We start from the raw sequence: 3690 nt of genomic DNA, 5'->3' as shown, positions 1-3690 counted from the left end.
GATGATGGCGTCGGCCGAGGTGCCGGCACCGGCTGCGCTCAGCTTCACAAGGCCATGGAAGAACACCACCTTCTTGCGCCGCTCCGGCGGAATATTTGCTGCCAGGTCGGCTGCCGTCTGAAAGGCGGTGAGCACCTCGGTGGAAACCACCTTGCCCTTGTCCTCGAGCCCAAGGCTGGCGGCGATCAGTGTGATCTTGCGCTCGATGCCTTGCGGGGTGTTGTCCTGCGGGACGAAGACGATCGGGATCGCCAGCGACTTCAGCACCTCGACCGCCTCCGGCGGCCCGCTGTCCTCGGCCGCCAGGATCAGATCGGGACGCAAGCTGGCCAGCCCCTCGACCGAAAGCTGGCGGCGGTAGCCGACATTGGGCTTCCCGGTTACGGATGGCGGATATTTGCTGCCGCGATCGACGGCGATGATCCGCTCGCCGGCGCCGAGCGCGTGCACGATCTCGGTGACGTCGGAGCCGAGCGTCACGATTCGGGTCGCCGCGCCCGGCACGACGCTTCGCCCCAGCGCATCGACAACCGTCTCGGCGGCCAGCGCCTTGAAGCCGCAGGAAGGCGCCAGCACCGACAGCGCCAGAAGCAGCACCGCCGCGATCCTGCCCGGTTGCAACCAGCCGATCCTCTTGCCATCGCCCACACTTCCGACCATGCCGCTGCTCCCGTGCCAAATGCTTCTCGATGACGGTCGGCTATAAATTTAAAGTTGACTTATGTCATCATGTTTTAATATGTGACCCCTGCCCCGACCCGCCTGGTCGAGGGATTCTCGATCATGCCAGCCAAGGCCCTTCAGCCACCGCCAGCAGTTTTGCTTTTGCTTGGGGGCTGCATGACTATGACAACGACAACAAACACGACCTTGATGGCGAGCACCGCGCTCGCCTTCGTGCTCGGCCTCTGCGCCGTGCCTTTTGCCAACGCGCAGGAACAGGACCAGGAGAAAAAGGCCGCCGCCAAGGCCGGCCGCCTGGCGCCGGCCAATCCCGCGCAGAACCAGCCGGCGACCATGCTCGACGTGATCACCATCTCGGCGACGATGATCAAGACGGCGGTGATCGAATCGATGGCCGCCATCAGCGCCATCGATCAGGACGAACTCGACCGCATCCAGCCCGACACCGCCGCCGACATCTTTCGCACCACGCCGGGCGTCGCCGCATCGATGAATGGCGACGACCCGGCGACCGCCATCAACATTCGCGGCCTGGAGCAGTATGGCCGCGTCGTCGTAACGCTCGACGGCGCCCGGCAGGATTACTGGCGCGTCGGCCACGGCTCTGGCTCGTTCTACGTCGAACCCGACCTGATCAAGGAAGCCACGGTCATTCGTGGCCCGGTGTCTAATGCCTATGGTTCAGGCGGCATCGGCGGCGTTGTTTCCTTCGAGACCAAGGACGCCGGCGATTTCCTTAAAAAGGACGAGCGCTGGGCGCTGAGCGAAAAGCTCGGCTATGAGGACAATGGCGACGGCTTCACCACCAGCACTACCGGTGCCTATCGTTTCAGCGACGATGCCGACATCATCGGCAACCTCATCTACCGCAACCGCGACAGCTATACCGACGGCAATGGCGAAACCGTGCCATGGACCGGTGAGCGGGTGACCAGCGGTTATCTGAAGACGACTCTGCGGCCGGCCGATGGCCACGAGCTGAAGCTCGGCGCCATCCTGCAGCGCTACAACGACCAGATCACCGGATCGAGCGGCTCGACCTCGCCGACGCTGAGCCGCTACGACACCAACACCACCAACCAGACCTACACCGCCGCCTATACCTGGAAGCCCGACGACAACGCGCTGATCGACTTCAGCGCCAATGCCTATCACAACCGCACCCGCGCCGAGCAGACGCAGGTCGCGCCCGCCTCAGGGATCGGCAATTTCCGTTTCTATGATGTCGCCACCTCGGGCTTCAACGTGAAGAACTCCTCGCGCTTCGACGCCTGGGGGCTGGCCCACACGCTGACCTACGGACTCGATTACTACTATCTCGAAGCCTCCTCGGAAGCGGCGCATTTCGGCGCTGGCCAACAGCAGGGCTATGGCGGCTTCCTGCAGTGGCAGGGCGATTACGAGGACTGGCTGCAGGCCATAGCTGCGATGCGCTATGACGGCTACCAACTCGATGGCGAGACGCGCATCCCGTCGCCACAGGAAGCCTCGATCTCCGGCGATCGCTGGTCGCCGCGCCTCACCGTCGGCGTCACGCCGTTTGACGGCTTTCAGCTCTATGGCACCTACTCCGAAGGCTACCGGGCGCCTGGCCTGCAGGATGTCTTCCGTGGCGGCGGCGCGCATGGCGGCGGCGACACCTATCGGCCCAATCTCCTGCTGCAGCCCGAAACGGCGAAGAGCTGGGAAGCCGGCATCAATGTCAAATACGATGATTTGCTGACGCCGGGCGACCGGTTGCGCGCCAAGCTCAACGTCTTCCACACCGACGTCGAGGACTATATCGACGTCGACCTCACCGTCCTGCCGCGCACGGCAATCAACATCGGCGACGCCCGCCTGAAGGGCGTCGAGGCCGAGATGGTCTATGACTACAACTGGGGTTTCGTAAACCTCGCCGGTGCGCTGATCAACGCCAAGGTCGTCAGCGGCGTCTATTCCGGCCAGGCGCTGAACAACACGCCGCTCGACCGCTTCTCGGCCACAATCGGCTTTCGCATGCTGGAGGACCAGCTCACGGTCGGCGCGCAATATCTCAGCGTCGGCAAGATCACCCGCACCAGCCGCACCAATCCCAACGCCGTGCCGATTGTCGACGACGCCTTCGATCTGGTCAATGTCTTCGCCAACTGGCGCGTCAACGACAACCTCAAGCTCGATTTCGGCGTCGATAACATCTTCAACACCGCCTACACCGACCCGCAAAGCGCATGGTCGACCTCGGCAGCAACCGAACAGGGCAAGGGCCGCACCTTCAAGGTGGCCCTCACCGGCAGGATCGGAGGCTGACAATGAACGAAGCATCGGTGCGTGAACTGGCCTGCGAGGCGCGGCTCAACCTGAGGCGTCTGCCGGACTACATGGACAGCATTTCAGACAGGCTGCGGAGCTTCGAGGCCGATGCCTCGCATGAGGGAAAGCGCATCGATTTCCGCTTTGCCTTCGGCGGGGCCTCTTTCGACATGGAACGGCTGGTGATGCGGGCCAATGCTGCCGACCGCGACGGGCTCGCCCGTATCAAGGACCTGCTGGCCACAGCCGTACAGGTCTACGCCAAGGAGGAAAACCCCGAGATCGTCTGGACCGGCGATCTCTCAGGCGAAACCAGCCTCGCCCAGTTCCGCGAGATGGTGGTGACGGATATTCGCGACCTCACCCCGCACATGCGCCGCATCCGGCTGGCCGGCGAGGATCTCAGCCGTTTCGCCAAATTCGGCGGCATGCATATCCGCATGCTGTTTCCGACCAGGGAGGTGCCCGATCCGCTGTGGCCGGTGCTCGGCGGCAATGGCTTGCCGGTCTGGCCCGCCGACGACCGGCGTCCGGTGGCGCGCGTCTACACTATCCGGGCGCTGGACGTGGCCAGGGGCATCATCGATGTCGACTTCCTCGTCCATCCCGGCGAGAGCGTTGGCTCCGCCTGGGCCATGCGGGCAGCTCCCGGCACGAAAGTCGGCATCATGGGACCGGTCGGCCGCCCGGTGCGGCAGGCGGAGTGGTACGTCA

3 protein-coding genes are annotated in these 3690 nt (G+C 64.1%); 2 read left to right on the top strand and 1 reads right to left on the bottom strand.

The window, feature by feature from the left end; translation table 11 throughout:
* Positions 1-660, bottom strand: a 660-nt coding sequence (locus EN964_RS28555; protein WP_127277015.1) for a hemin ABC transporter substrate-binding protein, incomplete at its 3' end; no start/stop codon positions are given.
* 186 nt (positions 661-846) lie between these two features.
* Between EN964_RS28555 and EN964_RS28550 the strand changes: the two genes are divergently transcribed.
* The gene (locus tag EN964_RS28550; protein WP_127268611.1) at positions 847-2973 is read left to right on the top strand and encodes a TonB-dependent hemoglobin/transferrin/lactoferrin family receptor; all 2127 of its coding nucleotides are present in this window, start codon (positions 847-849) and stop codon (positions 2971-2973) included.
* A gap of 2 nt (positions 2974-2975) precedes the next feature.
* Positions 2976-3690, top strand: a 715-nt coding sequence (locus tag EN964_RS28545) for a siderophore-interacting protein (RefSeq protein WP_127273160.1), incomplete at its 3' end; no start/stop codon positions are given.

This window comes from Mesorhizobium sp. M7A.F.Ca.CA.001.10.2.1, assembly GCF_003998575.1.
Lineage (GTDB): Bacteria > Pseudomonadota > Alphaproteobacteria > Rhizobiales > Rhizobiaceae > Mesorhizobium.
This window is presented reverse-complemented; position numbering and strand designations above follow the sequence as displayed.